Raw genomic sequence first — 25,146 nt, 5'->3', positions numbered from 1 at the left:
ACGGCGTGCACCGCCGCGCTCCCTGCGGTCGTCGGCCCAGTGTCCCACCGCCGCCCGGCAGGGCGATGCGGAACCCCGAGTACCGTCCCATTTGCGCGGGCTGCCGGCCTCTGGACCAGGCCCGTTGCACACCGCGCACACGGTTGCGGAATGGTCACCTCCGTGCCACAGGGACCGGGCATCCCTTGAACGTCGTTGGCGCGTCCATGACTCTGGATCACGAGCGGAACGCAGCGCTTATATCGGGAGATTCTACGAGGAAGCGCCCGTTCCCCAACGGTGGTGCCCGTCTTCTCACGGGGGTGAGGACGGGCACCGCCTTCTACAGAACGCGGAGCGTCCCCGAAAGGGCGACTTCGGCCATGTCTTGCGGCCCCGCGGCCGAAGTGCTCGGCAGAGTCGGTCCGGCAAGCAACGGTACGTATCCGGACAACGGCACGCACCACGTGCCACGCTCTCCCGAAGGGAACCGGCATGAAGTACGGCAAGCGTCTCGCCGGCGGCATCATCGCCGCATCCGCCCTCCTCGGCACCGGCCTCGCGACGGCGCCCGGCGTCTCGGCAGCCTCGGCGGTCTCGGCAGCCTCGGCGGTCTCGGCAGCCTCGGCGGTCTCGGCAGCCTCGGCGGTCTCGGCGGCCCCCACGGCGCAGGTCCGGGGCACGGCCCCCGCCTGCGTCAAGCGGGACGTCATCAAGCACAGGAAGTACGTGAAGGTGACCAACCACTGCGGCCGGGCCATGCACCTGAAGGTCGTCATCGACTGGGGCAGCGACTCGCCGTGCCTCACGTACCAGAACAACGAGCAGTGGGAGTGGAACTGGGGCCGCGGCTCCTACGGCAAGGTCGTCACCTGCTGAGAGCCTGTCTTTGAACCCCTCCTGACGCCCGGGCCGGCCCGTCCGGCTCCGGCGCCGTCAGCCCCGCGAACCCCCCGCCGCCCCCGGCGTGACAAGCCCCGTCTCGTACGCCACCACCACCGCCTGCGCCCGGCTGTCCAGGCCGAGTTTGCTCATCGTGCGGTTGAGGTGGGTCTTGACGGTGGCCTCGCTGATGTAGAGGCGTTCGGCGATGTCCGCGTTGGTCAGCCCGCGCGCGATCAGCTTCAGGACCTCGACCTCGCGCAGGGTCAACGCCCGCAGGTCGGGCGGGGGTTCGCACGCCTCGTCGTCGGGGGCGGCCGCGCCCTGCCGGGCGAACGCCTCGACGAGGCGCCGCGTGACACTGGGCGCGAAGAGCGCGTCACCGCTGCCGACCGCCGCCACCGCGGCGAGCAGCCGCTCGGGCCCCGAGTCCTTGAGCAGGAAGCCGGAGGCCCCGGCGCGCAGCGCCCCGTACACGTACTCGTCGAGGTCGAACGTGGTCAGCACCAGGACGCGCGGCGCCGGTTCGGCTGCCTGGCGCAGGATCTGCGCGGTGGCGGTGATGCCGTTCATGCCCGGCATCCGGATGTCCATCAGGACGACGTCGGGGCGGGTCCGGGCGGCGAGCTCCACGGCCTCGTCGCCGTCGCCCGCCTCGCCCACGACCTCGATGCCCGGCGCGGCGCGCAGCAGCCCCACCAGCCCCGCCCGGATGAGGAACTGGTCGTCGACGACGAGCACTTTGATGCATGCGGCCATGCGGCTACCCGGTCATTCCGTCGCGTCGTCCCCCCGCGCAGCGGCCTGTGCCGAGGTCGGCAGGGTGAGACGCACGGCGAATCCCCCCTCGCTCAGCGGGCCGATGCTGATCGCCCCGCCGTAGAGCTTGGCCCGCTCCCGCATCCCAATCAAGCCGTGCCCGCTGCCCGTCCGCACTCTGTCCTGAATCACCCCCTCCCCGTCGTTGGTCACCGAGACCTCGATGTGCCGTCTCCGGTAGGCGAGTTCGACGGTCGCCGCGGCTCCGCGGGCGTGCTTCAGCACGTTGGTCAGCGCCTCCTGCACCACGCGGTACGCGCAGAGTTCCACGCCGGGCGCCAGCGGGCGCGGCGTGCCCGTGACGCGCAGTTCGACGGGGACTCCCCCGCCGCGCACCCGCTCGACCATCTCGTCGAGGCGGGAGAGGCCCGGCATCGGCGCCGCCGGGGTGCCGTCGTCGTGCTCGGCGTCCTCGGCGCGCAGCACCCGCAGCATGCGCCGCAGCTCTTCGAGCGCCTCGCCGCTGGTCCCCGCGATGGTGCCGAGCGCCGCGCGCGCCGTCGCCGGGTCGGAGCCGAAGACGAACGTCGCGAGGCCCGCCTGCACGGATATCACCGACATGTGGTGGGCGACCACGTCGTGCAGTTCGCGCGCGATCCGGCCGCGCTCCTCGGCGACCTCGCGCCGGGCCCGCTCGTCCTGCTCCCGCTTCAGCTGCCTGGCCAGTTCCGCCGACCGGCGCGCGACGTACCCGAAGCGCCAGAGGACCAGGGAGAAGCCGACGGCCTGCCCGACGACGGACGGCATCGAGGAGCCCTCGGTGATCGCACCCGCGTAGATCCACAGGGCGGCCATCAGGGCGGCGCAGGCGAGCGAGGTGCGCGGGGGACGCAGGGCGGCGATCGTGTAGACGCAGAGCATCGGGCCGAAGGTGCCGACGACGGGCCAGTAGCCGGCGGTGACGTAGCCGAACCACGCCAGATCGACGACGAGCAGTACGGCGAGCGGCGCTTTGCTCCGGGCCGCGACCGGGAGGCTGACCAGGGCCACCAACAGGTAGCCCACGGGGTCGAGTTCGATCCAGCCCTGCTTGACGGACTCCTGACCGAGCAGCACGGCCACCGTGGTCAGGACGCCCGCGATGAGTACGTCCACGGCGAGGGGGCGGATCCGCATCGCCGCAGCGTAACCCCCACATGGGCGGTGGTACGTCAACCAGCCGCGGTACAGCGGAAGTTGCAGGAACCGCCCGCGTACCGCGCGGGGAGCAGCCGGAGTTACACCCAGGGCGTGACGACGGGGCCCGCGCGGCGCCCGTAACTTCTGGGAGCAGCACCACGGCACCGGCCGCATGGGGGGGACGCCCGGTCCGCATGACGGTGGCCCGTCCCCTCGGGGGAGGACGGGCCACCGTCGAGCACGTACCGCGTGCGTCAGATCGTGTAGTGCAGCGTGTCGTCCAGGAACGGGATCTCAAGGACCGGCTTGGGCTGCGCCATCAGCGCGAGGAGCACGATGGCGACGCCGAGCACGCCGTACGTGACCATGTCCGTGAAGCGCGAGCGGACCGCGAGCATGCCCACGTCGGGCAGCGCCCAGCGCAGCACGGCGCCGCCGATGAGCGCGACGCCGATCACGATCGTGCCGACGCGGAACACGTCGAACGCGGTGAGCAGCAGCCCGAGCCCGACCGTCGAGACGACGCTCAGCAGCGGCCACTGCCGGGCCGGTGCGGGGGCGTCGCCGGCCGCGGCACGGCCGCCGCCCTCGGGCCGCGCGGTGTCCCGCGTGAACAGCGGGAAGCGGCGTGACACCTTCCGCGGCCGCCCGTCGGGACCCGGCGCGCTGACCGCGCCCCTGGCCCGCGGAGCGTCATCGGACCCGGGAGTGTCCCCGGCGCCGGAGGCGTCGTCGGCCCCGGGAGCGTCCTGGGTGCCGCCCGTGTCAGGTACTGCGCTCATGGCCTCGCCTCTTTCCCGTTCAGCGCGCGGCGCGTTCCGCGGCCTCGACGACGTTCACCAGGAGCTGGGCGCGGGTCATCGGGCCGACGCCGCCCGGGTTCGGGGAGATCCAGCCCGCGACCTCGGCGACGCCCGGGTGGACGTCTCCGACGATCTTGCCGTTCTCGTCGCGCGAGACGCCCACGTCCAGGACGGCGACGCCCGGCTTCACGTCCTCGGGCTTGATCAGGTGCGGCACGCCCGCCGCGGCCACGATGATGTCCGCCCGCTTGAGGTGAGCGGCGAGGTCACGGGTGCCGGTGTGGCACTGGGTGACCGTGGCGTTCTCGGACTTGCGGGTGAGAAGGAGCGGCATGGGCCGCCCGATGGTCACACCGCGGCCGACGACGACGACCTCGGCGCCCTTGATCTCCACGTCGTGCTCCCGGAGCAGCCGGATGATGCCGTACGGGGTGCAGGGCAGCGGCGCCGGCTCGTTCAGGACGAGGCGGCCGAGGTTCATCGGGTGCAGCCCGTCGGCGTCCTTGTCCGGGTCCATGAGTTCGAGGACGCGGTTCTCGTCGATGCCCTTGGGGAGCGGGAGCTGGACGATGTAACCGGTGCAGGCGGGGTCGTCGTTGAGCTCGCGGACGACTGCCTCGATCTCCTCCTGGGAGGCGGTGGCGGGCAGTTCGCGCTGAATGGAGGCGATCCCCACCTGCGCGCAGTCGCGGTGCTTTCCCGCGACGTACTTCTGGCTGCCCGGGTCGTCGCCGACCAGGACGGTACCGAGTCCGGGCGTGACGCCCTTCTCCTTCAGGGCCGCCACGCGGGCGGTCAGTTCGGACTTGATCGCGGCTGCGGTGGCCTTGCCATCGAGAATCTGGGCGGTCATGGCTCCATCTTCCCGGATGAGACCCGCCCGGTACCAATCAGGGCGCTCCCCCGGCGCAACAGCCGTCCCACCGCTGATCAGCGAGGTTGCACTTGCACAACACATACGGAATGCGGCTGGACAAATAAGCCACGGCTAAAGAACGATATGCGGCACAGTGCCGCGGGCAGTGTCGGGGGGACGGACCGCATCTGTAGATCATTCCTCCGTGATGTGCCGCGTCGTCCCCGCACCATCCGACGGAGGAAGACCGCCATGAGTTACGGCGACCCGAACAACCCTTACGGGCAGCCGCCCCAGCAGCCCCCGGCCGCTCCCGGGTACGGCTATCCCCAGCAGGGCCCGCCCGGCATGCCGCCCCAGCAGCCCTACGGCTACCCGCAGCAGCCCGCGTATCCCGGGTACCCGGGCGGCAACATGATGCAGCAGTCGATGCCGGGTCTGATGATGACCGCCCGTGTGCTGCTGTTCATCGTCTCCGCGGTGCAGATACTCATCGGCATCTTCGCGATCTTCGGCGCGGCCACGGTCAGCGACGCTTCGGATGCGGCATCCGACACGTTCGGGGACAACGAGTTCTCCGACCTCGGGCAGGACTCGGCCGCGATCATCCTGGTCATCGCCCTGCTCTTCCTCGGGCTCGCCGCACTGTCGATCACGCTCGGCGTGAAGTTCTCCAAGGGTGGCCAGGGGATCCGCATCACGACCATGGTGTACGGCATCCTCGGCGCCCTGTTCGGGGTGCTGATCCTGATCGGTTCGGCCGACGCCGACACCACCGTGGGGCTGGTCTGGGCGCTGCTCTGGATCGGCTTCGGCGGAATCATGGCCGCGGCGATGATCGCCCCTTCGGGCGCCGCGTGGTTCAACCGCCCGCGCTACTGAGCGACTTGGCTCCCCACCCGGGGCACCGACCGTGGCCGCGCCTTCCCGGAGGAAGGACGCGGCCACGGTCGTACGTACGCCGGGTGCCGCTCAGTGGAAGAAGTGCCGCGTCCCCGTGAAGTACATCGTCACGCCCGCCTTCTTGGCCGCCTCGACGACCAGCTCGTCACGGACCGAACCGCCCGGCTGCACCACGGCCTTGACGCCCGCGGCGGTCAGGATCTCCAGGCCGTCGGGGAAGGGGAAGAACGCGTCGGAGGCGGCGTACGCACCGCGTGCCCGCTCCTCGCCCGCCCGCTCGACGGCGAGCTTCGCGGAGTCGACGCGGTTGACCTGGCCCATGCCGACGCCGACCGAGGCGCCGTCCTTGGCGAGCAGGATCGCGTTGGACTTGACCGCGCGCGACGCCTTCCAGGCGAAGGCCAGCTCGGCGAGTTCGCCCGGGTTCAGGGCGTCGCCCGTGGCGAGCGTCCAGTTGGCGGGGTTGTCGCCCTCGGCCTGAAGGCGGTCGGTGACCTGGAGCAGCGCGCCGCCGTCGATCTGCTTGACCTCCACGGCGTTGGACGGCGCCCGGTGAGCGCGCAGCACGCGGATGTTCTTCTTCTTGGTGAGGGCTTCGAGGGCGCCGTCCTCGTACTCCGGCGCGACGATGACCTCGGTGAAGATGTCGGCGACCTGCTCCGCCATCTCCTTGCTCACCGGGCGGTTCACCGCGATGACGCCGCCGAACGCGGAGAGCGGGTCGCAGGCGTGCGCCTTGCGGTGCGCCTCGGCGACGTTCGCGCCGATCGCGATGCCGCACGGGTTGGCGTGCTTGATGATCGCGACGCAGGGCTCGTCGTGGTCGTACGCGGCACGGCGCGCGGCGTCCGTGTCCGTGAAGTTGTTGTACGACATCTCCTTGCCGTGCAGCTGCTCGGCCTCGGCGAGGCCGCCCGTGCCGTCGACGTAGAGAGCGGCGCCCTGGTGGGGGTTCTCGCCGTAGCGCAGGACGTTCTTGCGCTCGTAGGTGGCGCCGAGGAACTCGGGGTGGCCGGACTCGTCGGAGGCCGCGTACCCGTCGGCGAACCAGCCCGCCACCGCCACGTCGTACGCGGCGGTGTGGCGGAACGCTTCTCCTGCCAGCCGCTTGCGCGCGGTCAGGTCGAAGCCGCCCGCCCTGACCGCCGCGAGGACGTCCGCGTAGCGCTCCGGGTCGGTGACGACCGCGACCGAGGGGTGGTTCTTGGCGGCGGCGCGGACCATCGAGGGGCCGCCGATGTCGATCTGCTCGACGCACTCGTCGGGCGTGGCCCCCGAGGCGACGGTCTCCTTGAAGGGGTACAGGTTCACGACGACGAGCTGGAAGGGCTCGACGCCCAGCTCGGCGAGCTGGCGCCGGTGGTCCTCAAGGCGCAGGTCGGCGAGGATACCCGCGTGGACCTTCGGGTGCAGCGTCTTGACGCGGCCGTCCAGGCACTCGGGGAAGCCGGTGAGCTCCTCGACCTTGGTGACGGGCACCCCGGCGGCGGCGATCCTCGCGGCCGTCGAGCCGGTCGAGACGAGCTCGACGCCCGCCTCGTGCAGCCCGCGCGCGAGGTCCTCCAGACCGGTCTTGTCGTAGACGCTGACGAGCGCGCGCTTGATGGGGCGCTGCGCCTCGGGGGCGTTCGTAGCTTCGGCGGTCACGGGATAAGAACCTTTCGTCCCTCAATGCGGTAGCCGTGCCGGGCCAGACGCCCCACGACATCGACGAGCAGCGTGCGCTCGACTTCCTTGATGCGCTCGTGCAGAGCGCTCTCGTCGTCCTCGTCCCGGACCTCGACCACGCCCTGGGCGATGATCGGGCCGGTGTCGACGCCGTCGTCGACGAAGTGGACGGTGCAGCCGGTGACCTTCACGCCGTACGCGAGCGCGTCGCGCGCACCGTGGGCCCCCGGAAAACTGGGCAGCAGCGCGGGGTGCGTGTTCACGAACCGCCCGCCGAAGCGCGCGAGGAACTCCTTCCCCACGATCTTCATGAACCCGGCCGAGACGACCAGGTCGGGCTCGTACACGGCGGTCGCCTCGGCCAGCGCCGCGTCCCACTCCTCGCGGGTCGCGTGGTCCTTCACCCGGCAGACGAAGGTAGGGAGCCCGGCGCGCCCGGCGCGCTCCAAGCCCACGATGCCGTCGCGGTCGGCGCCCACCGCGACGATCTCGGCCCCGTAGGACTCGGCGCCCTCGGCGTGGATGGTGTCGATCAGGGCCTGCAGATTCGTGCCCGACCCGGAGACCAGCACGACGAGTCGCTTGGGGCGCGCGACCACAGCGCTCTTGGCCACAGCGGGGCCCTTTCTCGGAGGATGCGTCCTCTTCTCGGAGGATGCGTCTTCGAATTCTTGGAGGATGCGTCTTCGAACGTGCGTCTTTGTATGGTCGTACGAAGGCTTCGAGCCCCGCGATACGGGGAACTCTACGAAGCGGCCGACCGCCAGCAACGATACCGGCACACGGAACCGCCCCTCACGGGACGGGGGCGCGGGCGGAGGGTAGCGTCTGTGGGAAAGGCGCCTGAATACCGACGAACGCCGCGTTGCCGAGCCGCACACCGGCTCCACCACGGCCCTACCAAGGGGAAGACGCACACCTGATGCCGGACCGTAGCCGCCCTTCGTCTCCACCGCAGGACTCCGACTCCCAGGGGCCGGAGCCCCGGGACACGGGCTCCCAGGGAACGGGCAAGGACGACGACAACCCCTTCGCGCCGCCGCCGGAGGGGACACCGGACCGGCCGTGGCAGCCGCGCCACCCCTCGGGCGACTCCGCGGACGGTTCGTCGGGCAGTTCCCCGGACGGCCGCCCGGACCATGACTCCCCCTGGGGCAGCCAGTGGAGCGACCGCCAGCCCGGCCGCTCGCAGGGCGGCTTCGGCGAACGGCCCGGCCAGCAGAACGCCCCCGACCGCGAGACCCCCTCGGGGCCGGGCTCGGGGCCGGGCGGCACAGGCATGCGCTGGGACCCGACGGACCCGTCCCAGCGCCGCGCGCGCTACGCCCTGCTCTCCGGCATGTGGGGCTTCTTCTTCGCCCTGTTCGGCTGGCGCTACCTCGCGCTGCTGCTCGGCGCGCTCGCGCTGATGTGGGCCGTCCAGTCGCTGCGCGCGAAGCCGCGCACGCCGGACCCGACGGCTCCGGCGGCGGCCACGTCCCCCATGTCCCCCGCGGGTCCGGCGGCCGCGACCGCCTCGGGCGAGCGGCCCCAGGCCGACCCGTCGAGCACCCGCCCGCAGACGACGGCCGCGATCAGCGGCCTGGTGACGGGCGGACTCGCGCTGATCATGGTGGCGGCGACGTTCGCGGCGCAGCTCGTGTACCGCGACTACTACACGTGCGTCGACGACGCGCTCACCAACGTGTCGAAGCAGTCCTGCGAAGACCAGCTGCCGAAGCCGCTGCGGCCGCTTCTGGGGGAGCAGGACTAAGGGCTGTTCCCTTTCGAGGGAGGCGGTTCAGGGCAGATCCGGGCGCTGCTCGCCTGCCTCCTTCAGCGCTTTCCAGCGGGCTTCCCTGGCGGCGTCGTCGTGCCAGGGGGCTTCTTGGGGGTTCGGGTCGGCCGGTACTGCCGGTGCAACCTGTCCCTCCGGTACGGGGAGTGCGTCGGCCGCTTCCGGCTCCGGGGCCGTGCCGTCCACAAGCAGGTCATCCACGGCCGGGACATCCTCAGCCCCGGCACCCACCGTTTCCACCGCTTCCGCCGCTTCCACCGCCACGGCATCCGCAGCCGCCCGCCCGGTCCATGGAAGCCGCCCGCCCCCGGCCCCCGCCCACGGCATCCGAGGACGCGGCAGCCGGGGCCGCGGCACCCGCAGCGAGGGCAACGCGAACCGCCGCAGCCACGCCCGCCGCTCCCTGCCGGACGGCGCCCGCAGCCGCCACGCCCGCAGGCCCAGCGCCATGGGCACCCCGACCGCCGCCGTCCAGGCCAGCGCCGCCGCCCCCGCCTGCCACCACACCGGCCCGAACTCGGCGAGCACCGCCACCCCCATCGGCCCGCCCGCCACCGCCGCGAGCCCCGCCGTCACCACTGCGCACACCACCGCCGCCAGCGCGGCCCCCGCGGCCGTCCGCCCCGCCGACCACGCCTCGGCCCGCTCCCCGAAGGCGGGCGCCGCCGCCCGGGCCGTGCACCACGCCACCGCGAGCCCCGCCGCCACGGGCACCGCCGCGGCCGACCAGGTCAGTGGTGTGCCGGGCCCCGCAGACGGCAGCGCCGCAAGGAGCGGGAAGGACGGCAGCAGGGACGGCGCGGCCCCGGCGGCGAGGGGGCCCGCGACCGTTCCCGTGCCGAGCGCGAAGCCGGGGCCGAGAGCGTAGGAGGCGCCCCACACCGCGGCGTTCGGCACCAGCGCGAGGGCGAGCAGCAGCACCGCGAGCCGCCCCGACCACACGTCGGTGAGCTGGGCGAAGGAGGCCTGCACAGGACCGGCGTGCAGCACGAGCGACACCGCGACGAGCAGCGCCCCGCCGCCGACGAGCACCGCAGCGCCCGCCGCGCCCGCCCGTGCGACGGCCACCGCCCGGCGACGTACGACGAAGCCGCCCACGAACGCGTCGTGCGCCCCGTCGGGCCGTGCGCTCTGCGCGCGTCCGAGTGACGGTCCCAGGGACGCCGGCAGCGGCCCGTGCGGGCGGCCCCGCGCGGTCCACACCCCGAACGCGGCCGCACCCGCCGCGAGGAGCGGCACGCGCACGGCCGCGCTGACCCAGTCGGGCCGCAGCTCACCGCCGGTCGCGTACAGCGCGGCGGCCGCGGCGACCAGCAGATACCCGGCCACCACCCCGCTCCACGCGGTCCGCACCACGTGCCCAATCCCCGTCGGCGCCGCCGCGTCCCGCGCGGCCCGGTGCAGCAGCCAGCCGGGCAGGACGACGAGGAGCAGCGGTGCCACGCCGACCGGCGCGGCCGCCCCGGTGAGCGTGTCCGTTCTGATCAGCTCCGTGCCGTGGGCAAGGAGCCACAGCCCGGCCGCGACGTGCAGGGCACCCGAGGGGCCGCTGTCCGGGTACGGAGAGGTGATCCACAGCATCATCACCAGGACGGCGAACGAGCCGAGCCCCAGGCCTGCGGCGACGGCTCCGCCCAGCATGCAGGTGGCCAGCCCTGCCGGACGATCGTGGGCCGGTTCGCGCTGCGGCTCCACGGGGGGCAACGAGGCGTGAGGGTCGGTCGTCTGCATCACGCGGCCATGGTCCCAACGACACGCGCTTTCTTCTCGTAACAGGCGAATACCGGATGTGTCGCCCAATATACGTTTATGTACTTTTTTCGTACAGCGGGTCGGCCGTGCCCGGTCCCCCGCCGTACGTCGGCCCACGGTGCGGAGATTCCGACATGCCCCAGAGCCCTGCCACGCCTCTGCCGTCCCCCAAGGAACGCCGCAGGCTGCGCGAGGCGAAGTCGCTGAGCCAGGCCGACCTCGCGGCGAGGATCGGCGTCACACGCGAAACCGTGCGCTCGTGGGAGACGGGCCGCACGACCCCGCGGGGCCGCAAGCGTGAGGCGTACGGGAAGTTCCTGAGCGCGGCGGCCGAGGAAGAGAAGACCCGGGAGCAGAAGACCCAGGATCAGAAGACCCGGGAGCAGAAGGCCTGGGAGCAGAAGAAGACCCCGCCCGAACGAGGGCGGGTGCCGAGGTGGGCACGGCCCACCGACGGCGGGACGTCGCGGTCGAGGCCGCAACCGGCCCCGGCGACGACCGTGCCCGAGCCCGCCGGACCCCACGACTCCACCCCAGCCGCCCCCGCCTTTACTCCCGCCGAGGCGTTCGACACCCTCTGCGCACAGTGCGCCCCCGGCCTCGTACGCCAGGCGTACCTGCTCACCGGGCGGCGGGATCTCGCCCAGGAGTCGGTGGAGCGCGCCTTCCAGCTGGCGTGGCAGCGCTGGCCCGAGGTGGCGGTCGACCGGGATCCGGCAGGCTGGGTGCGCGCGGCGGCGTACGAGTACGCGATGGCTCCCTGGCACCGCTTCCGCCCCGGCCGACGCGGCCCGGACGCGCCGCCCTCGACCGAGGACGACCGCGCCTTCCTCGACGTGCTCCTGAGCCTGCCGCCCGCGCAGCGCCGCGCCCTGATGCTCTACGACGGCGTCGGCCTCGACCTGCCCGAGACCGCGGCCGAGACGGAGGCGAGCACGCCCGCCACCGCGTACCGCCTGCTGAACGCGCGCGAGACCATCTCCGAGCGGCTGCCCGACCTGGCCGACCCCGAGGAACTGCACCGGCGCCTGGACGAGACCGGCAGGGGCGAGAGGCTGCGGCTCCCCAAGGCGGAGCGCATCCGTACGGGCAGCGAGTACCGCGCCCGGTTCTGGACGCGCGCGGCGATCGCCTTCACGACCCTGATCGTCGGCGCGACGGCCCTGACCCTGCGGCACGCCCCCACGCAGTACGAGCCCCCACAGGCCCCCGGCCGGGCCATCAGCGGCGTCCCCCCGCACATGGGCCCGGGCCCCTTCTCCCAGGAGGACCAGACCCTCCGCACCAAACTCCGCACAGAACTCACAACGGGCCCCAACAAACTGACCCCCAGCACGGAATGACCGCGCAAGGGCTGGCCCCCGGGGCGCAGCCCCAGGGGCGCGGGGAACTGCGCGACAAGCCAGCACGCGCCCGCAGCCAGGGAACCGACGGCCATCACCCCCAGGGGCGCGGGGAACTGCGCGACAAGCCAGCGCGCGCCCGCAGCCAGGGAACCGACGGCATCACCCCTAGGGGCGCGGGGAACTGCGCAAGAAAACGCCCACCCCCACCGCCCCGCACACAAACGCAAGCGCAAGCGCAAGCGCAAAAGTGGGCCCGCACCTGGCCAAAGGTGCGGGCCCACTTCAAAAGAACTGCTAAGGCAACCTCAGCCCGCGAGGATCGCCCGCGCAAGCTTAGCCGTCTCCGTCGGCGTCTTGCCGACCTTGACGCCCGCAGCCTCAAGCGCTTCCTTCTTGGCCTGCGCCGTACCGGAGGAGCCCGAGACGATGGCGCCGGCGTGGCCCATGGTCTTGCCCTCGGGCGCGGTGAAGCCGGCGACGTAGCCGACGACCGGCTTCGTCACGTTGGCCTTGATGTAGTCCGCCGCGCGCTCCTCCGCGTCGCCGCCGATCTCGCCGATCATGACGATCAGGTCGGTCTCGGGGTCGGCCTCGAACGCCTCCAGGGCGTCGATGTGCGTCGTACCGATGACGGGGTCGCCACCGATGCCGACGGCCGAGGAGAAGCCGATGTCACGGAGCTCGTACATCATCTGGTACGTCAGCGTGCCGGACTTCGAGACCAGGCCGATGCGGCCCGGCTTCGTGATGTCGCCCGGGATGATGCCGGCGTTCGACTGGCCCGGGGTGATGAGACCGGGGCAGTTCGGGCCGATGATGCGGGTCTTGTTGCCCTTCGACTTCGCGTACGCCCAGAAGGCGGCGGAGTCGTGGACGGCGATGCCCTCGGTGATGACGACGGCGAGGGGGATCTCGGCGTCGATCGCCTCGACGACGGCGGCCTTGGAGAAGGCCGGCGGCACGAAGAGGACGGACACGTTGGCGCCCGTCTTCTCCATGGCCTCCTTGACGGAGCCGAAGACCGGGACCTCGGTGCCGTCGAAGTCGACGGAGGTGCCGGCCTTGCGCGGGTTCACGCCGCCGACGATGTTGGTGCCGTCACCCAGCATGAGCTTGGTGTGCTTCATGCCCGTGGCACCGGTCATGCCCTGGACGATGACCTTGCTGTCCTTGTTGAGGAAGATAGCCATGGCTGTTCTGTCCCTCGTCCCTTACTTCGCGGCCGCGAGCTCGGCGGCCTTGTCGGCCGCGCCGTCCATGGTGTCCACACGCTGCACGAGCGGGTGGTTGGCGTCGCTCAGGATCTTGCGACCCAGCTCCGCGTTGTTGCCGTCGAGGCGCACGACCAGCGGCTTCTCGACCTTCTCGCCCTTGGAGGCGAGCAGTTCCAGGGCCTGCACGATGCCGTTGGCGACCTCGTCGCACGCGGTGATGCCACCGAAGACGTTGACGAAGACGGACTTGACGTCCGAGTCGCCGAGGATGATCTCCAGGCCGTTCGCCATGACCTCGGCGGAGGCGCCGCCACCGATGTCGAGGAAGTTGGCGGGCTTCACGCCGCCGTGCGCCTCACCGGCGTACGCGACGACGTCGAGGGTGCTCATGACGAGACCCGCGCCGTTGCCGATGATGCCGACCTCGCCGTCGAGCTTGACGTAGTTGAGGTTCTTGGCCTTGGCGGCAGCCTCGAGCGGGTTGGCTGCGGCCTTGTCCTCAAGAGCCTCGTGGTCGGCCTGGCGGAAGTCGGCGTTCTCGTCGAGCGAGACCTTGCCGTCCAGGGCCAGAATGCGGCCGTCCTTGGTCTTCACCAGCGGGTTGACCTCGACGAGGAGCGCGTCCTCGGCGACGAAGGTGTCCCACAGGGTCACCATCGCCTCGGCGACACCCTCGGCCACCTCGGCCGGGAACTTCGCCTGGGCCACGATCTCGCGGGCCTTCTCGATGTTCACGCCCTCGACGGCGTTGACCGGGACCTTCGCGAGGGCCTCGGGGGTCTTCTCCGCGACCTCCTCGATGTCCATGCCACCCTGCACCGACGCCATGGCCAGGAAGGTGCGGTTGGTGCGGTCGAGGAGGTACGAGACGTAGTACTCCGCCTCGATCTCCGGAGACAGCTCGGCGATCATCACCTTGTGGACCGTGTGGCCCTTGATGTCCATGCCGAGGATGTCCGTCGCGCGAGCGACGGCCTCGTCCGGGTTCGCCGCCAGCTTCACGCCGCCGGCCTTGCCGCGGCCACCGACCTTCACCTGCGCCTTGACGACCGACTTGCCGCCCAGTCGCTCGGTGGCCTCGCGCGCCGCCTCAGGCGTGTCGATGACTTCACCGGCCAGCACCGGTACACCGTGCTTGGCGAAGAGGTCCCTCGCCTGGTACTCGAACAGGTCCACGCGCGTCCGTCCCTTATCCGTGATCTCGCTGCGATCTCGCTGCTTTGGTGTCAGCTGTCTGCATGGGCGTGCCGCGGAGGGCAACGTGACTGCGCTGTCACAAGGGAGGCGTAGGACGGAGTCCAATACGCGGCATGTCCGTCTCGCAGGTTATCGCCGCAGGACGTAGGTCCCTAAATCACAGATCACATTTGGGCGGTGATGACGGTCACAGATCGCGTGGTCACCGCGGCAAAACCCGCGGCCGCGGTGGTGGCCGGGCGGCCCCTGTGGCGTCGGAGGCCGCCTGTTTGCTCTGATTGCTCCCGCGACCGGGTCACCGTGGTTCCCACATGGTGTTCCCCCCTCCTTCTCCTTATGGTGTTCCCCCCTCCTTCTCCTCATGGTGTTCGCCTCCTTCCCCTCATGGTGTTCCCCTCCGTCCCGTCATGGTGTTCCGGTCATCACGTCCCGGTCGTCGTGTCCGGTAGAGGGAGCGGCCGCTTCTCGATCGCCGCGGCCATCACCTCGGGGAAGAGGTCCGGGGTGCAGGCGAAGGCCGGCGCGTCCAGGGCGGCCAGCGCGGCGGCGTGCTCGCGGTCGTACGCGGGCGTCCCCTCGTCGGAGAGCGCGAGCAGCGTCACGAACTGCACTCCGGACGCCTTCATCGCCGCGACCCGCTTCAGCATCTCGTCCCGTATGCCTCCTTCGTAGAGGTCGCTGATGAGGACGACGACCGTGTCGGCGGGGCGGCTGATCTGCGACTGGCAGTACGCGAGGGCGCGGTTGATGTCGGTGCCGCCGCCCAGCTGCGTGCCGAAGAGGACGTCGACCGGGTCGTCGAGCTGATCGGTGAGGTCGACGACGTTCGTGTCGAAGACGACGAGCCGGGTGTCGAGCGAGCGCATGGAACCGAGGACGGCGCCGAACACCGAGGCGTAGACCACGGACGCCGCCATCGAGCCGGACTGGTCGATGCAGAGGATGACGTCCTTCTTCACCGACCGGGACGCCCGCCCGTACCCGATGAGGCGCTCGGGGACGATCGTCCGGTGCTCCGGCAGGTAGTTCTTGAGGTTGACCGCGATCGTGCGGTTCCAGTCGATGTCGTGGTGGCGCGGTCTGCTGACGCGGGCGCTGCGGTCGAGGGCGCCGGTGAGCGTGGAGCGGGTCCGTGTCGCGAGCCGCTTCTCCAGGTCCTCGACGACCTTGCGCACGACGGCGCGCGCGGTCTCCTTGGTCGTCTCCGGCATGGCCTTGTTCAGCGACAGCAGCGTCCCCACCAGGTGCACGTCCGCCTCGACGGCCTCCAGCATCTCGGGCTCCAGGAGCAGCGCGGAGAGCCCTAGGCGGTCGATCGCGTCGCGCTGCATGACCTGGACGACGGACGAGGGGAAGTACGTACGGATGTCCCCGAGCCAACGCGCCACGGAGGGCGCCGACGCCCCGAGCCCTGCGGAGCGGTCCCGCCCCCGGCTGTCCTTCTCACCCCCTCCTCCGTAGAGCGCGGTCAGCGCCCCGTCCATCGCCGCGTCCCGCCCGGCGAGCGCGCAGCCCGTCCCGTCGGCGCTGTCGCCGCCCAGCACGAGCCGCCACCGCCGCAGCCGCTCCTCGGTCGAGCCGGTCATCCCGCCACCCCCACAAGCCCGTTGCCGCCTGTCCCCGTGCCGCCGGTCTGCATGCCACCGGTCTGCATTTTTTCGCCGGTCTCCATGCCACCGGTCCGCATTCCGCCGGTCCCGAACCCGCCGGTTCCGAACCCGCCGGTCCCGATCCCGGCGCCCGTCTCCGGCCGCGCCCCTGGTTCAGGCGCCGCCGGGAGGCCGAGCAGCAGGTGCACGACCGGCACGACGGCGTCCGCGCGCGCGGAGTCGATCTCCTCGGCGAAGCCGGGTACGCCGGCCGCCGCACCGCCGCCCGCGACGGCCCCGGCCGCGGGCCCGCGCCGCACCAGCTCGCCCAACGTCCGCCGCACTCCTGGTTCGTACGCCGAGAAGGTGCGCCGCAGCAGTGGCAGTACGTCGGTGAAGGCGCCGTCCGACACCCCGCACAGCCACGCGTCGACCAGGCCGAGCAGCCGCTCGTCGTGCACCAGCAGCATTCCGCCGCCGGTACCGCCCCCGACGAACCCCTCGATCCAGGCGGCCCCTTCGGCGGGTGCGCCACCCCGGGAGAGCGCAAGGCCCATGAGCCGGGCCACGTCCTCGTCCCCCAGCTCCCCGCCGTCCAGCAGCAGCCGCACAGCCCGCCCCCGTACCACCCCGGCGACCCCCTCCCGCCGGGCGAGCACGCGCAGCACGGAGATCCACCGGCTCCGCACACCCCGGGCCGCGGCGGTGCCGGACGTACCGGACGACGACGGAGACGGCGGAGACGGCGGAGACGGCGGAGACGGCGGCGTCAAATCCCCCAGCAGGCCCACCGCCTGGTGCACGGCGTCGACGTGCCCCCGCATCTCCAGGGCCGCCTCCGCGTCCAGCCCCGCGCAGGCGGGCGGCAGCCCCACGAAGATCCGCTCGGCGAGCCCGAGGGCCACTTCGCCGAGAGCCTCCGTACCGGTCCCGCGGACGTCCCCGTACCGGAGGGACCGCACGAGTGCGGGCAGGGCCTGCGCGAGGTGCCCGACATCCGTGTCCAGCGCCGCCCGGTCCGCGAGCACCCGCATCACCACGCGCGACGCGTCCGGCAGCTCCGCCAGCAGACACCGCTCGGCGAGCGCGGTGACAGCGGCGAGGGTCCCCGCCTCGACCGCGTCGGACGAGGCCTTGCCGGTGGCCGCCCCGAGAACCGTGGTCCCCCAGACCCCCGCCTCCGCGACCCGCACGGACAGCTCCGGCTCCCACCGCAGCCGCCAGGTCTCGCGGAAGGTCCCGGTGCTCCCCCGGGACACCACGGGCTCGCCCCAGCCGATGCCGAGCAGCCGCAGCCGGTGCAGGAGCCTGCTGCGCGCCGCGTCGGTCTCCTTGCGGAGGTCGAGCTCCAGGTCACGCTCAAGTGCCTCCGGTTTGAGGCGCAGCCTGCGCTGGAGCCGGGTGAGGTCGCGCTGCAGCGGGACCGCGGGCGCGGCCTCGGGCACCTCGCCCAGCACGTCCCCGACGACGAGCTTGTCGTGCACCAGGGCGAGCGGCACGTCGGAGCCCTCGCACATCACCGCCCGCACCGCGTCGGTCGTCTCGGTGAGCCCGGCCAGCGGCCGCCCCCGCATCGCGGCGAGCGTGTCGGCGAGCCGCACCGCTTCGATGACGTGCGCGGACGAGACGAGCCGGTCCTCGTCGCGCAGCAGCCCCGCGACCTTCGTCATCCAGCGTTCGAGGGGGCGGTCGGGGGCGGCGAACAGATGGCCGTACCACCCGGGGGAGGCGATCCCGGCGCCGTACCCGCTGGCGCGGGAGAGGCGGCGGTGGGTCCAGGGCACCCACGTCATCTCGGCCTTCACCTTGGGCAGCCCCTTGAGCAGCGCCCGGTCGGCGGCGACGGTGGTCTTCCGGCGCACCGCCGGAACGTGCCAGGCCCCGCACACGACGGCGACCCGCTCCGGCCCGAACTCCTTTGCCGCGGCCCGCGTCTGGAGCCTCATGTACGCCTCGCGCACCGGGTCACGGCCGTGCCCGCCGTCTCCGTAGGCCTCGCGCAGGGCTGCCATCGCCTCGCCCAGCGCATCGAACGGCGCGAACGCGTCGCCGGACGCTCCCCGGTGCTCGACGACGTCCTCCCACCAGCGCTCGGGGTCGTCGTACCCCGCGGTCCCCGCGAGGACGGCGACGGGGTCGATCCGCACGTCGCTCCCGGCGTCGGGGTGCTGCTCGCCGTCGTCCTCGGCGCGCAGGGCGAGCGAGTGTGCCGCCGGGAGGTCGATGAAGCGCACCGGCACCCGCTGCCCGAGGGCCCACCGGATGGCGACCCACTCCGGGGAGAACTCCGCGAGCGGCCAGAACGCCGAGCGGCCCGGCTCGTCCACCACGTGCGCGAGCAGCGCGACGGGGGGCCGCATCCCCTCGTCGGCGGCGAGCCCCACCAGCGCGTCCGCCTCCGGAGGGCCCTCGATGAGGACGACGGCGGGCCCCGCCTCGTCGAGTGCGGCCCGTACGGCACGCGCGGAGCCCGGCCCGTGGTGCCGCACGCCGAGCAGCAGCGGTTCCCGCGTGCGCGCACTTCCGCCCGTACCGGTACGCACACGCGTACTCGCGTCCACGGTCGCGGTTGCGGTTGCGGTTGCGGTTGCGGTTGCGTCCACGGTCACGCTCGCGTTCTCGCTCGTCATGCGCTCACCTCGCGGCACGCGCGGTAGAAGTCCTTCCAGCCGTCCCGCTCCCGCACGACCGTCTCCAGGTACTCCTGCCAGATCACGCGGTCCGCCGCCGGGTCGCGCACGACCGCGCCGAGGATGCCGGCCGCCACGTCTCCGGGGCGCAGCACGCCGTCCCCGAAGTGGGCAGCCAGCGCGAGGCCGTTGGTGACGACGGAGATGGCCTCAGCCGTGGACAGGGTGCCGCTGGGCGACTTCACCTTCGTACGGCCGTCCGCCGTGACGCCGTCGCGCAGTTCACGGAAGACGGTGACGACACGGCGTATCTCGTCGATGCCTTCCGGGCCCGTCGGCAGGTCGAGGGAGCGGCCGATCTGGTCGACGCGGCGCGAGACGATGTCGACCTCGGCTTCGGCGCTCTCGGGCAGCGGCAGGACGACGGTGTTGAAGCGGCGGCGCAGGGCGCTCGACAGGTCGTTGACCCCGCGGTCGCGGTCGTTGGCCGTGGCAATGAGGCTGAAGCCGCCGACGGCCTGCACCTCCTGCCCCAACTCCGGGATCGGCAGCGTCTTTTCCGACAGGATCGTGATCAGTGTGTCCTGCACGTCGGCCGGGATGCGGGTCAGCTCCTCGACGCGCGCCGTCATGCCCTCAGCCATCGCCCGCATGACGGGGCTGGGCACGAGCGCGTCGCGGCTGGGGCCGTGCGCGAGCAGCTGGGCGTAGTTCCAGCCGTACCGGATGGCCTCCTCCGGTGTGCCCGCCGTGCCCTGCACGAGCAGGGTCGAGTCGCCGCTGACCGCGGCGGCGAGGTGCTCGGACACCCAGGTCTTGGCGGTGCCCGGCACGCCGAGCAGCAGCAGGGCGCGGTCGGTGGCGAGCGTGGTGACGGCGACCTCGACGATGCGGCGCGGTCCCACGTACTTCGGGGTGATCACCGTGCCGTCGGGCAGGGTGCCGCCGAGCAGGTACGTCGCGACGGCCCACGGCGAGAGCTTCCACCGCCGCGGCCTCGGCCGGTCGTCCTGCGCGGCGAGCGCGGTCAGTTCGGCGGCGAAGGCGTCCTCGGCGTGCGGCCGCAGGACCTGCGCGCCGTCGGTGGAGCCGGGCGCGGAACCGGTTGCGGGCGCGAAACCGGTTGCGGGCGCGGGCCGACGCGCGGTCGCGGACGTCGTCGAGTCGACGGAAACGGTCATGGAGCGATCCCCCTCCAGCTCGTCCGGACGCATCTGGCCCGGAGATGTCTCCACCGTGCACCACGCCACTGACAATCGACCTTCGCACGGCTCTGACCTGCCCTGATACGCGGCGCGGCGCTGATTGTCAGTGGCGGCGCCTACCTTCGAGACATGACTCAGCAGGGGGTGCGCTGGACGGCGGATCAGGTGCTGGCACTGGCTCCTGACGCCCCGTCACGCAAGGCGGGAAGCAAACTCGGCGTCGCCGGCCCATGGTCGGAGGCGGGCAGTTCTGGCGAGGGGACGGTGTGGGGGCTGTGCAAGGGAAGTGGCAGCAAGCCGTATCAGACGGTCGTCGACATCGCGGACCCGGCGGGTCCTGCGTACAAGTGCAGTTGTCCGAGCCGCAAGTTCCCGTGCAAGCACGCGCTGGGGCTGCTGCTGGTCTGGGCGGGAGCGGACGGCACGGTTCCGGAGAACGGCGAGCCGCCGGCGTGGGCCGGGGAGTGGCTGGCCGCACGCCGCACGAGAGCGGAGACCAGGCGGAGCCCGGCCACCGAGCCCGCCGCCCCGGCTGACCCCGGGGCCGCGCGCAGAAGGGCGGAGAAGCGGGCCGAGCGGATCACCGCGGGGGCGACGGAGCTGGAGCAGCGCCTGTCCGACCTGCTCCGTAGCGGCACCGCGACGGCCGAGCAGGCGGGGTACGGCTTGTGGGAGGAGACGGCGGCCCGCATGGTCGACGCCCAGGCACCGGGCCTCGCCGCGCGAGTGCGGGAGCTGGGGGCGATACCCGCGTCCGGGCCCGGCTGGCCGGTGCGCCTCCTGGAGGAGTGCGCACTGCTCCACCTCCTCGACCAGGGCTGGCTCCACCGCGACCGGCTGCCGGACGAACTGGCGGCGACCGTCCGCTCCCGCATGGGCCTGCCCGCCCAGCCGGAGGGCCCACCGGTGCGCGACCGCTGGCTGGTCCTCGCGCAGTACGACACGGCGGACAGCCGGCTCACCACCCGCCGCATCTGGCTGTACGGCACGGAGTCCCGCCGCCCCGCACTCCTCCTCGCGTACGGAGCGGCGGGCCGCGCACCCGCCCTCGCCCTGCCCGTGGGCCTCGCCCTCGATGCCGAGGTGACCGCCTATCCGGGCGCGGGACAGCTGCGCGTGGACCTGGGCGAACAGTTCACGGCTCCGGTGCCCACCACGCACCGTCCGCCGGGCGTACGGACGGACGAGGCCGCCGCCCGCTACGGCGAGGCGCTGCGCGGCGACCCCTGGGTCGAGTCGTGGCCGGTGACCCTCGCCGACGTCGTACCGACCCGGGCCGAGGGGGCCCGGGCCTGGCAACTGGCCGACGTCGACGGCGGCTCCGCGCTGCCCCTGACGCCGTCCGCCGTGTCGAGTCCGGGCCTGTGGCGCATGGTCGCCGTCTCCGGAGGCGCACCGCTGACCGTGTTCGGTGAGTGCGGGCACGAGGGCTTCACCCCGCTGGCGGCCTGGCCGCAGGACTCAGGAGAGACGGTGCCGCTGTGCTGACCGACGGACAGCAGAAGGACGCACACCAGAAGAACGCACACCAGGAGGACAGACAGCGGGAGGGCGGACAGCGGGAGGACGGACAGCGGGAGAACACACACCAGGAGACGGACATGCCCACCGCACCCCCCGCCCCCGACACCCGCCCCTCGTGGGACGACCTGGTCACCACGGCGCTGCTCGGCACCGACCGGCGCACGCTCCCGCCCGTCCTGCGGGCACCCGGCAAGGGGGCACCGGCCGCCCTCCTGGACGCGGCGGCGGTGCAGACGGTGCGCCGCAGGGCGGGGCTGCGCCCGGCCCCGGCCGCCGCCCTGCCCGAACCGGCGGCGGACGATCCCCGCCCCCCGCTGCCGCCCGCGGCCGGGCGCAGGCTCGCGACGCTCCTCACCGACCAGCCCGGAACCGGCAGCGGCGGACGCCGGGGTGCGGCACCGGACCTGATGGAGCTCCTGCCCCAGTGGCTGGCCATGGCCAACTCCCGGGGGTACGGAGCGCCCCCCGAGCTGCTGCCCGCCCTTCTGAACGCGGCGCGCGGTCGCACGGACCTGCGCCCCCAAGCCCTCGCCTTCGCCGGTCCGAGGGCCCTGTGGCTGGCCCGCCTGAACCCCGACTGGAAGTTCGCGCTCCGCTCCACCCCGGGCGGCGGCCTCGCGCTTCCTGCCACCGACGACGCCCCCGAGGTCCGAAAGCTCTGGGAGGAAGGCCTCTTCGCCGAGCGTGTCGCCCTCCTCACGGCGCTGCGCGCACAGGACGCTCGCACCGCCCGTGACCTGCTCGTATCCACCTGGCCGACGGAGCGGGCGGAGGACCGCCTGATGTTCCTCGACTCGCTGCGCACCGGCCTGACCGCCGAGGACGAGCCGTTCCTGGAGCAGGCCCTCAGCGACCGCAGCCGCAACGTCCGCTCCACAGCGGCCGAGCTGCTGTCCGCCCTCCCCGAATCCGCCCTGGCCGGCCGGATGTCGGCGCGCGCGGCCTCCTGCGTGGCCGTCGACCACACCTCGCACACGCCGACGCTCACTGTCGAGGCCCCGCACGAGTGCGACGCGGGCATGGAACGGGACGGCGTCGCCCCGAAGCCCCCCGCCGGCCGGGGCGAACGCTCCTGGTGGCTCGGCCAGTTGGTGGAGGCGGCCCCGCTCGCCACCTGGCAGCCCCGCCTCGGCAACCGCACCCCGGCCGAGATCGTGGCGCTCCCCGTGGCCGACGACTGGCGGAGCGAGCTGCACGCGGCGTGGTGCCGTGCGGCCGTACGGCAGCGTGACGCGGTCTGGTCCAGGGCGCTGCTCGGCACCCCCGCGGCACCCGACGCGGCGGGCCCCGGCGCCGTCTCCCTGGCGGAGCGCGCCAAACTGCTCGCTTCGCTGCCCGCCGCCGAACGGGCGGACTGGGTGGCCGGTTTCATCGCGGCGCACGGCCTGTCCGAGGCGTTCCAACTGCTCGGCGTCTGCGCGGTGCCGTGGGCGGAGCCGCTGGGCCGGGCGGTGGTGGACTCTCTGAACATCGCGCGGGACGCGGGCAGTTACCCCTGGAGCTTCAGCGGAGTGATGGGCCTCGCGGAACGCTGTCTGGACCCGGCGGAGGCGGTCCGCCTGGAGGCGCTCACCGCGATACCCGACGAACCGGAGGACGCGTCACCCGGTGCGGGCGGCTACTGGTCGGAAGCGTTCCAGCGCCTGGTGACGACGCTCCGCCTGCGCGCGGCGATCCGCGACGAGCTCTGCCCGCCGAGGTGAGCACCGCCGCCGGACCGGCCTGTCGAAGCGCGAGGTCCGCGCCGGGCGTCAACGTGCGCGCAGCCGGTCCATCGCCGCCCGGCTCCCGTCGTCCGCGGGGCGGCAGATCATCAGCCGCTGGTCCGGGTCCTGAAGGGGCGTGAGCACCTCGAAGTGCACGGCGATGACACCGGCGTCGGGGTGCCGCAGCACCTTGTGGCCACGGCCGTTGCCCCTGACGTCCCGCTCCGCCCACAGGCGCGCGAAGTCCTCGTCACGGGCGATGAACTCGGTGATGAGTTCGCTCAGCGTCCGGTCCTCCGGATGCGCGGCCCACGCCGCGCGCAGGTGGGCGACCCCTTCCCGTACGACGCGTGCGCGGTCGACGTAGAGCTGGCGTATCTCCGGGTGGATCAGGCACAGCCACATCGCGTTGCGCTGCCGCGGCGGCAAGGCTTCGAAGTCCAGGAGCAGCCGTGCCATCGCGTCGTTCCAGGCCAGGATGTCGTAGCGGTGGTTCATCAGTACGGCGGGCAGCGGCGAGAGGTCGGCGACCAGCCCGGCCAGCGGGGGCGCCGCGGTGGTGGAGGGCTTGTCGGCGCCGCGGGGGCGCTGCCGGGTCAGACCGAAGAGGTAGGCGCGTTCGTCAGGGGCCAGTCGCAGCGCCCTGGCCAGCGCCTCCACCACGTCCGCCGAGGGCCGCAGCCCGCGGGCCTGTTCCAGCCGCACGACGTAGTCGACGCTGATCCCGGCCAGTTCGGCGACCTCTTCGCGACGCAGTCCAGGCGTCCGCCGGGAGTGCCGGCGCGAGGGCAGGCCGAGTGCGTGCGGGTCCAGACTCTCGCGACGGGACCGCAGGAACGCGGCCAACTCCTGAGTCGCGTCCAGGGCGTGGGTCGTCATGCCGGGCCCAACAGCCAGGGTAGGAGCGGTGTTCCCAGGATCCGCTCTCCCTTACCTCCGGCCCTCGGCGGTCACAGGCTTGTTCTCGACGGCGCCCCACGGCGCTCGACGACGGATGACAAGCACAGGAGGACATGATGTCGCTCACCCTCGACAGCTACCGGCTCCTCGGCCGCTCCGGACTGCGGGTCTCACCGCTGGCCCTGGGCGCGGCGACCTTCGGCACCGAATGGGGCTGGGGCGCCGAACAGGAGGAGGCACGCAAGCTGTTCGATCTCTACGTGGAGCGCGGCGGTAACTTCATCGACACCGCCAACACCTACACCGACGGCAGTTCCGAACGCCTCCTTGGCGCGTTCGCCCGCGAGCACCGCGAGAGCCTGGTGCTGGCGACGAAGTACTCGACACTGCGCCGCCCCGGCGACCCGAACTCCGGGGGCGCTCACCGCAAGAGCCTGTTCGCGTCGGTGGAGGCCAGCCTGCGACAGCTGGACACGGACTACATCGATCTTCTCTACCTGCACGTATGGGACTTCACGACACCGGTCGATGAGATCCTGCGCGGTCTGGACGACCTGGTCCGGCAGGGCAAGGTCCTGTACGTGGCGATCTCCAACGCCCCGGCCTGGCAGGTGTCGCGCATGCAGGCGATCGCGGACCTGCGCGGCTGGTCGCCGTTGGTCGCGCTGCAGATCGAGTACAACCTGATCGAGCGCGCCGGGGAACGCGATCTGATCCCCATGGCACGCGAGCTGGGGCTGGGAGTGGTCCCGTATTCACCGCTGGCCGGCGGGGTGCTCACCGGCAAGTACACCCGCGACGACCTGACGGGGACGGGCGCCGTACCCGGCGTACCCGGCGAGAGCGCCCGCAAGAGCTTCAACCTCGCCCTCGGCACGCTCACCGAGCGCAACCTCGCCGTCGCCGATGCCGTGAAGGAGGTCGCCAGGGAGCTGGGCCGCTCGCCCGCCCAGATCGGGCTTGCCTGGACCCTGTCGAACCCGGCCGTGACGGCACCGGTCATCGGCGCCCGTACCCCCGCTCAACTGGAGGACAACCTGGGCGCCCTGGAGGTCGACTTCACCGCCTCCCACCTGGCCCGCCTCGACGAGGTGGGCGCGATCGGGCTCGGCTATCCGCACGACCTGCTCGCCGGTGACCACATGCGCAAGGTGACGGCGGGCGACCTGAAGATCGAGACCCGCCACTGAGCCACTGCCGGCCGACCACTTGAGCCACTGATCGCTGACCGCTTGAGCCACTGACAGCTGACCGCTTGAGCCACTGACCGCTGACGC

Annotated in this window: 20 protein-coding genes; 7 read left to right on the top strand and 13 right to left on the bottom strand. The window is 72.5% G+C overall.

Going from position 1 to position 25,146, the window contains the following annotated elements; translation table 11 throughout:
* Nucleotides 1–474: 474 nt before the first annotated feature.
* Nucleotides 475–858 (top strand): hypothetical protein, encoded by a 384-nt coding sequence (locus ACFVYL_RS27030; protein WP_389720183.1) that lies wholly within the window; start codon nucleotides 475–477, stop codon nucleotides 856–858.
* A gap of 57 nt (nucleotides 859–915) precedes the next feature.
* Here ACFVYL_RS27030 and ACFVYL_RS27025 read toward each other — a convergent pair whose 3' ends face one another.
* The 4 genes from ACFVYL_RS27025 to ACFVYL_RS27010 form a co-directional block, all read right to left on the bottom strand.
* The gene (locus ACFVYL_RS27025) at nucleotides 916–1,620 is read right to left on the bottom strand and encodes a response regulator (protein WP_389720182.1); all 705 of its coding nucleotides are present in this window, start codon (nucleotides 1,618–1,620) and stop codon (nucleotides 916–918) included.
* Between the two features lie 12 nt (nucleotides 1,621–1,632).
* Complete coding sequence (locus ACFVYL_RS27020) at nucleotides 1,633–2,796, bottom strand: sensor histidine kinase (protein WP_389720181.1); 1,164 nt, start codon at nucleotides 2,794–2,796, stop codon at nucleotides 1,633–1,635.
* Nucleotides 2,797–3,053: 257 nt separating this feature from the next.
* A complete protein-coding gene (locus tag ACFVYL_RS27015; protein WP_389720180.1) occupies nucleotides 3,054–3,581 on the bottom strand; it encodes a DUF3017 domain-containing protein in 528 nt (175 codons plus the stop codon).
* 19 nt (nucleotides 3,582–3,600) lie between these two features.
* Nucleotides 3,601–4,455, bottom strand: coding sequence for a bifunctional methylenetetrahydrofolate dehydrogenase/methenyltetrahydrofolate cyclohydrolase (locus ACFVYL_RS27010; RefSeq protein WP_389720179.1), 855 nt, complete (start codon nucleotides 4,453–4,455; stop codon nucleotides 3,601–3,603).
* 255 nt (nucleotides 4,456–4,710) lie between these two features.
* Between ACFVYL_RS27010 and ACFVYL_RS27005 the strand changes: the two genes are divergently transcribed.
* A complete protein-coding gene (locus ACFVYL_RS27005) occupies nucleotides 4,711–5,340 on the top strand; it encodes a hypothetical protein (protein WP_389720177.1) in 630 nt (209 codons plus the stop codon).
* Nucleotides 5,341–5,430: 90 nt separating this feature from the next.
* Here ACFVYL_RS27005 and purH read toward each other — a convergent pair whose 3' ends face one another.
* Together purH and purN are read right to left on the bottom strand one after the other, a co-directional pair.
* Nucleotides 5,431–7,008: a bifunctional phosphoribosylaminoimidazolecarboxamide formyltransferase/IMP cyclohydrolase gene (gene purH, locus ACFVYL_RS27000; protein ID WP_389720176.1), complete on the bottom strand. Its 1,578-nt coding sequence runs from the start codon at nucleotides 7,006–7,008 to the stop codon at nucleotides 5,431–5,433.
* Nucleotides 7,005–7,643, bottom strand: coding sequence for a phosphoribosylglycinamide formyltransferase (purN, locus tag ACFVYL_RS26995; RefSeq protein WP_389720174.1), 639 nt, complete (start codon nucleotides 7,641–7,643; stop codon nucleotides 7,005–7,007). Before purN ends, purH begins: the two co-directional genes overlap by 4 nt.
* 308 nt (nucleotides 7,644–7,951) lie before the next feature.
* Between purN and ACFVYL_RS26990 the strand changes: the two genes are divergently transcribed.
* Nucleotides 7,952–8,782, top strand: a complete 831-nt coding sequence (locus ACFVYL_RS26990; protein WP_389720172.1) for a hypothetical protein — start codon at nucleotides 7,952–7,954, stop codon at nucleotides 8,780–8,782.
* 27 nt (nucleotides 8,783–8,809) lie between these two features.
* Here ACFVYL_RS26990 and ACFVYL_RS26985 read toward each other — a convergent pair whose 3' ends face one another.
* On the bottom strand, nucleotides 8,810–10,537 hold the full coding sequence (locus ACFVYL_RS26985) for a DUF6350 family protein (protein ID WP_389720337.1): 1,728 nt from the start codon (nucleotides 10,535–10,537) through the stop codon (nucleotides 8,810–8,812).
* 155 nt (nucleotides 10,538–10,692) lie between these two features.
* Here ACFVYL_RS26985 and ACFVYL_RS26980 point away from each other — a divergent pair, with 155 nt between their 5' ends.
* The gene (locus ACFVYL_RS26980; protein ID WP_389720171.1) at nucleotides 10,693–11,901 is read left to right on the top strand and encodes a helix-turn-helix domain-containing protein; all 1,209 of its coding nucleotides are present in this window, start codon (nucleotides 10,693–10,695) and stop codon (nucleotides 11,899–11,901) included.
* Between the two features lie 308 nt (nucleotides 11,902–12,209).
* Here the strand turns inward: ACFVYL_RS26980 and sucD are convergent, their stop codons facing one another.
* The 5 genes from sucD to ACFVYL_RS26955 all read right to left on the bottom strand — a co-directional run bounded on the left by sucD (nucleotide 12,210) and on the right by ACFVYL_RS26955 (nucleotide 19,715).
* Nucleotides 12,210–13,094 carry a succinate--CoA ligase subunit alpha gene (gene sucD, locus ACFVYL_RS26975; RefSeq protein ID WP_389720169.1) on the bottom strand — a complete coding sequence of 295 codons (885 nt, stop codon included), beginning with the start codon at nucleotides 13,092–13,094 and terminating at the stop codon, nucleotides 12,210–12,212.
* 21 nt (nucleotides 13,095–13,115) lie between these two features.
* Nucleotides 13,116–14,294 carry an ADP-forming succinate--CoA ligase subunit beta gene (gene sucC, locus ACFVYL_RS26970; RefSeq protein ID WP_389720167.1) on the bottom strand — a complete coding sequence of 393 codons (1,179 nt, stop codon included), beginning with the start codon at nucleotides 14,292–14,294 and terminating at the stop codon, nucleotides 13,116–13,118.
* Nucleotides 14,295–14,737: 443 nt separating this feature from the next.
* Nucleotides 14,738–15,901, bottom strand: a complete 1,164-nt coding sequence (locus ACFVYL_RS26965) for a VWA domain-containing protein (RefSeq protein ID WP_389720165.1) — start codon at nucleotides 15,899–15,901, stop codon at nucleotides 14,738–14,740.
* The gene (locus ACFVYL_RS26960) at nucleotides 15,898–18,534 is read right to left on the bottom strand and encodes a DUF5682 family protein (RefSeq protein ID WP_389720163.1); all 2,637 of its coding nucleotides are present in this window, start codon (nucleotides 18,532–18,534) and stop codon (nucleotides 15,898–15,900) included. The genes ACFVYL_RS26965 and ACFVYL_RS26960 overlap by 4 nt, the downstream gene beginning before the upstream one ends.
* On the bottom strand, nucleotides 18,531–19,715 hold the full coding sequence (locus ACFVYL_RS26955) for an AAA family ATPase (RefSeq protein ID WP_389720161.1): 1,185 nt from the start codon (nucleotides 19,713–19,715) through the stop codon (nucleotides 18,531–18,533). Before ACFVYL_RS26955 ends, ACFVYL_RS26960 begins: the two co-directional genes overlap by 4 nt.
* A gap of 153 nt (nucleotides 19,716–19,868) precedes the next feature.
* On the opposite strand from ACFVYL_RS26955, the gene ACFVYL_RS26950 reads away from it, so the two are divergent.
* Nucleotides 19,869–21,227, top strand: coding sequence for an SWIM zinc finger domain-containing protein (locus tag ACFVYL_RS26950; protein ID WP_389720159.1), 1,359 nt, complete (start codon nucleotides 19,869–19,871; stop codon nucleotides 21,225–21,227).
* 113 nt (nucleotides 21,228–21,340) lie between these two features.
* Nucleotides 21,341–22,966: a DUF5691 domain-containing protein gene (locus ACFVYL_RS26945; protein WP_389720334.1), complete on the top strand. Its 1,626-nt coding sequence runs from the start codon at nucleotides 21,341–21,343 to the stop codon at nucleotides 22,964–22,966.
* A 48-nt stretch (nucleotides 22,967–23,014) separates the two neighbouring features.
* Here ACFVYL_RS26945 and ACFVYL_RS26940 read toward each other — a convergent pair whose 3' ends face one another.
* The gene (locus ACFVYL_RS26940; protein WP_389720157.1) at nucleotides 23,015–23,848 is read right to left on the bottom strand and encodes a helix-turn-helix transcriptional regulator; all 834 of its coding nucleotides are present in this window, start codon (nucleotides 23,846–23,848) and stop codon (nucleotides 23,015–23,017) included.
* 137 nt (nucleotides 23,849–23,985) lie between these two features.
* On the opposite strand from ACFVYL_RS26940, the gene ACFVYL_RS26935 reads away from it, so the two are divergent.
* The gene (locus tag ACFVYL_RS26935; protein ID WP_389720332.1) at nucleotides 23,986–25,059 is read left to right on the top strand and encodes an aldo/keto reductase; all 1,074 of its coding nucleotides are present in this window, start codon (nucleotides 23,986–23,988) and stop codon (nucleotides 25,057–25,059) included.
* Nucleotides 25,060–25,146: the final 87 nt, after the last annotated feature.

Source organism: Streptomyces sp. NPDC058308 (assembly GCF_042880275.1).
Classification (GTDB): Bacteria; Actinomycetota; Actinomycetes; order Streptomycetales; family Streptomycetaceae; genus Streptomyces.
Note: the sequence above shows the minus strand (reverse complement) of the source record. Positions and strands in the feature narration are given on the sequence as shown.